Origin of the sequence: Klebsiella sp. RIT-PI-d, from assembly GCF_001187865.1 — a bacterium.
Taxonomy (GTDB): Bacteria; Pseudomonadota; Gammaproteobacteria; order Enterobacterales; family Enterobacteriaceae; genus Superficieibacter.
In genome coordinates, this window is the sequence record NZ_LGIT01000010.1 from 1 (window position 1) to 4,326 (window position 4,326).

4 protein-coding genes, 4 tRNA genes and 1 rRNA gene are annotated in these 4,326 nt (G+C 48.2%); 1 reads left to right on the forward strand and 8 read right to left on the reverse strand.

Features of this window, described 5'->3' with window-relative positions; all coding sequences use genetic code 11:
- From AC791_RS16895 to AC791_RS16915, 5 genes are all read right to left on the reverse strand, one after another.
- A partial coding sequence (locus AC791_RS16895; protein ID WP_000031660.1) for a GTP-binding protein occupies window positions 1-208 on the reverse strand: 208 nt, incomplete at its 3' end.
- A 116-nt stretch (window positions 209-324) separates the two neighbouring features.
- A tRNA-Thr gene (locus AC791_RS16900) sits at window positions 325-400 on the reverse strand.
- A 5-nt stretch (window positions 401-405) separates the two neighbouring features.
- A tRNA-Gly gene (locus AC791_RS16905) sits at window positions 406-480 on the reverse strand.
- 87 nt (window positions 481-567) lie between these two features.
- Window positions 568-652: transfer RNA gene (locus AC791_RS16910), tRNA-Tyr, on the reverse strand.
- A gap of 8 nt (window positions 653-660) precedes the next feature.
- Window positions 661-736: transfer RNA gene (locus AC791_RS16915), tRNA-Thr, on the reverse strand.
- 347 nt (window positions 737-1,083) lie between these two features.
- Here AC791_RS16915 and coaA point away from each other — a divergent pair.
- Window positions 1,084-2,034 carry a type I pantothenate kinase gene (gene coaA, locus AC791_RS16920; RefSeq protein ID WP_072094397.1) on the forward strand — a complete coding sequence of 317 codons (951 nt, stop codon included), beginning with the start codon at window positions 1,084-1,086 and terminating at the stop codon, window positions 2,032-2,034.
- 25 nt (window positions 2,035-2,059) lie between these two features.
- Here coaA and birA read toward each other — a convergent pair whose 3' ends face one another.
- From birA to rrf, 3 genes are all read right to left on the reverse strand, one after another.
- Window positions 2,060-3,022, reverse strand: coding sequence for a bifunctional biotin--[acetyl-CoA-carboxylase] ligase/biotin operon repressor BirA (gene birA, locus AC791_RS16925; RefSeq protein ID WP_049841670.1), 963 nt, complete (start codon window positions 3,020-3,022; stop codon window positions 2,060-2,062).
- Window positions 3,019-4,047: a UDP-N-acetylmuramate dehydrogenase gene (gene murB, locus AC791_RS16930; RefSeq protein ID WP_049841671.1), complete on the reverse strand. Its 1,029-nt coding sequence runs from the start codon at window positions 4,045-4,047 to the stop codon at window positions 3,019-3,021. Before murB ends, birA begins: the two co-directional genes overlap by 4 nt.
- Before the next feature lie 155 nt (window positions 4,048-4,202).
- A 5S ribosomal RNA gene (rrf, locus tag AC791_RS16935) occupies window positions 4,203-4,318 on the reverse strand.
- Window positions 4,319-4,326: the final 8 nt, after the last annotated feature.

A 4,326-nucleotide genomic window follows, 5' to 3' on the forward strand; every position in this document is an offset into this window, starting at 1 on the left:
ATTCAACGTGAGAGGTGTTGATGGTGATACCACGAGCTTTTTCTTCCGGCGCGTTATCGATCTGATCGAATGCGCGAGCAGCACCGCCGTAGGTCTTAGCCAGTACGGTAGTGATTGCAGCGGTCAGCGTTGTTTTACCATGGTCAACGTGGCCGATAGTACCGACGTTAACGTGCGGTTTTGTACGTTCAAACTTTTCTTTAGACATCGATTGTCCCTCTAAGACACGGATAAATCGGTGATATCACCACATCAACCAGGCAACACGCCCGACTTGTTGAATGAAAATAACAGAAGGAAAACAGGGGAGGAGAGATAAAGAAGTGGTGCTGATACCCAGAGTCGAACTGGGGACCTCACCCTTACCAAGGGTGCGCTCTACCAACTGAGCCATATCAGCACGTCTGGAGCGGGCAGCGGGAATCGAACCCGCATCATCAGCTTGGAAGGCTGAGGTAATAGCCATTATACGATGCCCGCATCCTGAAACTCGGCTACCCAGTTCTTTCTGTTTAAGTCGGTTCATTTTACTGAACCAACTCAGGCGACGCTATGCGTTGCCAGAAATGGTGGTGGGGGAAGGATTCGAACCTTCGAAGTCTGTGACGGCAGATTTACAGTCTGCTCCCTTTGGCCGCTCGGGAACCCCACCGGACTTGATGGTGCCGACTACCGGAATCGAACTGGTGACCTACTGATTACAAGTCAGTTGCTCTACCTACTGAGCTAAGTCGGCATCAAGTAGCGCGCATTTTAGGTAGTCATGAGGCGGCATGCAACTAAAAAATTGCATAAATCGTTCTATCGCTCATATTTTATGCGCAACAGGGCGAATTTGATGTAATTTTGCTCATCTCCGAGCAATAATTCACCATTTATTCCCGAATCTGAACGGTACTTGCAGCGTGCGAATAATGGAATAGATCATTTTTATGAGGAAGATTGAACGGCTTGAGGCGATTTTTTCTTATCTTCCTTTTCATCTGGTGTTAACCTCCTGCCCATTGTGTAAATTAACTGAAATGTGCCGCGCCTTCGTTCACTCTTCCTGTAGAGGACTGGAGGGCAGCGAGAAACATGTTTATGAGCAAAAAAGACCTCGCGTTAATGACGCCTTACATGGAATTCGACCGTCGCCAGTGGGCGGCGCTCCGGGACTCTGTTCCGATGACGCTGACAGAAGGTGAAATCGCCCGCTTAAAAGGGATTAACGAAGACCTTTCGCTGGACGAAGTCGCCGAAATTTATCTGCCGCTATCGCGTTTGCTCAACTTCTACATTAGTTCCAATTTGCGTCGTCAGGCCGTGCTTGAGCAATTTCTTGGAACTAATGGGCAACGAATCCCCTATATCATCAGTATTGCCGGTAGCGTGGCAGTTGGTAAAAGTACGACGGCTCGCGTATTACAGGCGCTGTTAAGCCGCTGGCCAGAGCATCGCCGCGTAGAACTTATTACGACCGATGGCTTTCTGCATCCAAACCAGGTGCTTAAAGATCGGGGAATAATGAAGAAGAAAGGCTTTCCTCAGTCCTATGATATGCATCGACTGGTTAAGTTTGTTTCTGATATCAAATCAGGCGTACCAAATGCTACTGCTCCCGTATATTCGCACCTGATATACGACGTCATCCCTGACGGCGATAAAAATGTTTCTCAGCCGGATATATTGATCCTCGAAGGCCTGAATGTATTACAAAGCGGAATGGATTATCCGCACGATCCGCATCATGTATTTGTTTCTGATTTTGTAGATTTTTCTATTTACGTTGATGCGCCGGAAGAGTTATTACAAACCTGGTATATCAATCGGTTTCTGAGATTCCGTGAAGGAGCATTTACCGATCCTGATTCCTATTTCCATAACTACGCGAAGCTGTCAGAAGAAGAAGCAGTTAATGTCGCCACTTCGCTATGGAGAGAGATTAACGGATTGAATCTTAAAGAAAATATATTACCTACCCGTGAGCGAGCCAGCCTGATTATGACTAAAAGTGCTAATCACGCGGTCAGGCAAGTCCGCTTACGTAAATAAATAAGGGAGCTAACGCTCCCTTATTTTATTCTGCGCTACGAAGCGATATTTCTCCGCCCATCCACGGTTTTATTTCACCGTTTTGTTCAAGTAAAAGTGCGCCCTGCGCATTTATTCCGCGTGAAATACCGACAATCTCTCTATCACCGATGATCAGTTTAACCTGCCGGTTAATAAAATTGTCTAATTTTTCCCAGCGCGACAGATAAGGTGTCAGACCTTCGAGTTCAAAAAGCTGTAGAGACGTTCTTAACTCTTTAATTAATCGAACAGCAAGCGTATTACGATCGATAGTGATCCCGGCTTCCTGAAGATTGATCCATCCCTGGTTGATAACATCTTCCTCTACACGACGCATCGCCAAATTGATACCGGCACCAATAACAATCTGTGCCGCGTCGCCGGTTTTCCCGGTTAGCTCGACCAGAATACCCGACAGCTTGCGATCTTGTAGATAGAGGTCGTTAGGCCATTTGACCCGAACCTGTGTAGCCCCGAGATCGTGCAATACTTCAGCCATCACGATGCCAATCACCAGGCTTAAGCCTATAGCGGCAGCAGGTCCTTGTTCCAGACGCCAGTACATTGAGAGATACAGATTAGCGCCAAACGGTGAAAACCATTTACGCCCGCGTCGTCCGCGTCCTGCCTGCTGGTATTCAGCCACGCAAACATCGCCTGACTGAAGCTCACTAATGCGATCCAGAAGATATTGATTAGTTGAATCAATCACCGGGAGTACTGCTACTGAGCCGTATTCAATTTGGCCCCGGATCAGCTCTTCATTTAATAATTGAATGGGTTCCGGAAGGCTATAACCTTTGCCAGGGACGGTAAAAACGTCGACACCCCAGTCGCGTAGCGTCTGGATATGTTTATTAATTGCCGCCCGGCTCATGCCCAGCTGTTCACCTAACTGTTCGCCTGAGTGGAAGTCTCCGTCAGATAAGATGGATACTAGTGTCAACGGGATGGTATTGTCTTTCACGCGATAGTCTCCACAGCGCTAACTTCACCATGGTCGCCAATAAAACGAACCTCAGGTTCAAGCCATACGTTAAATTTATCACCTACCTGCTGCCGAACCAGATGTGCTAACTGAACAATATCCTCACTGAGAGCATTACCGGCATTAATCAGCACTAATGCCTGATGTTTATGGACCGCGGCACCACCAATTTGGGTCCCTTTAAGTTGGCACCGATCGATAAGCCATCCGGCAGCAAGTTTGACTGAGCCATCTGCCTGCGGATAATGTGGAATATCTGGAAACGCTGAGAACAGTGCAGACGCATCTTCGCTACTAATAACCGGATTTTTAAAGAAACTTCCGGCATTACCATTAACATTAGGATCGGGGAGTTTAGTGGTACGCATATGGCAAACAGCGTCATATACCTGGCGAGGCGTTACGGTTGCAGGTTCAAAACGCGTAAGATCGCCATAGGTCAAAACCGGCTGCCATACTTTTGGCAGACGCAGACCTACCGCTACGATAGCGTAGCGATCCTGATATTCATGCTTGAAAATACTATCACGATAGCCGAAACGACACTCTGACGCTGGAAGGCGTAATGCCTGCCCGCCAGAGAGTTCGATGCAATCAACATAGTCACAAACATGCTGTAATTCGACGCCATAGGCACCGATATTCTGGATAGGTGAAGAACCGACGCAGCCAGGGATCATTGCCAGGTTTTCCAGGCCGGGCATCCCCCGCTCCAGCGTATATTGCACCAGATGATGCCAGTTTTCCCCAGCGCCAACATGGATATGCCAGGCATCATCCTGCTCGACGATGTGAACTCCTTTGATCCGGTTAATAATAACCGTGCCACTAAAAGAGGTAAGAAACAGAACGTTACTACCCTCTCCCAATAATAGTACGGGATGATGCTGTTGGATGGCGTTCTGCCAGGCGCTTAACAGTTGCTGCTCATTTTCGACACAGACAATCTCGTTTGCAGACTGGTCAATGCCAAAGGTATTCCAGGGCTTAAGGGAGTGGGTCATAGATGCTATCCTGATGCAAAATCGTGCCTAGTTTACCGCATATGCTGGGGTATGGCTTGTGGTTATGGATCAGCGGCAGAGCAGTTGTGACAAATTTTTTTACGACAAAAACGCAAAAAGCCCATCCGTGAGGATGGGCTTTTCACTTGTTTGATGCCTGGCAGTTCCCTACTCTCGCATGGGGAGACCCCACACTACCATCGGCGCTACGGCGTTTCACTTCTGAGTTCGGCATGGGGTCAGGTGGGACCGCCGCGCTAGTGCCGCCAGGCAAAATCT

Excerpts from the sequence above, each read along its gene's own strand:
- coaA (WP_072094397.1), top strand. The coding sequence starts at position 1,084 with ATGAGCAAAAAAGACCTCGCGTTAATGACGCCTTACATGGAATTCGAC.
- murB (WP_049841671.1), bottom strand. The coding sequence starts at position 4,047 with ATGACCCACTCCCTTAAGCCCTGGAATACCTTTGGCATTGACCAGTCT.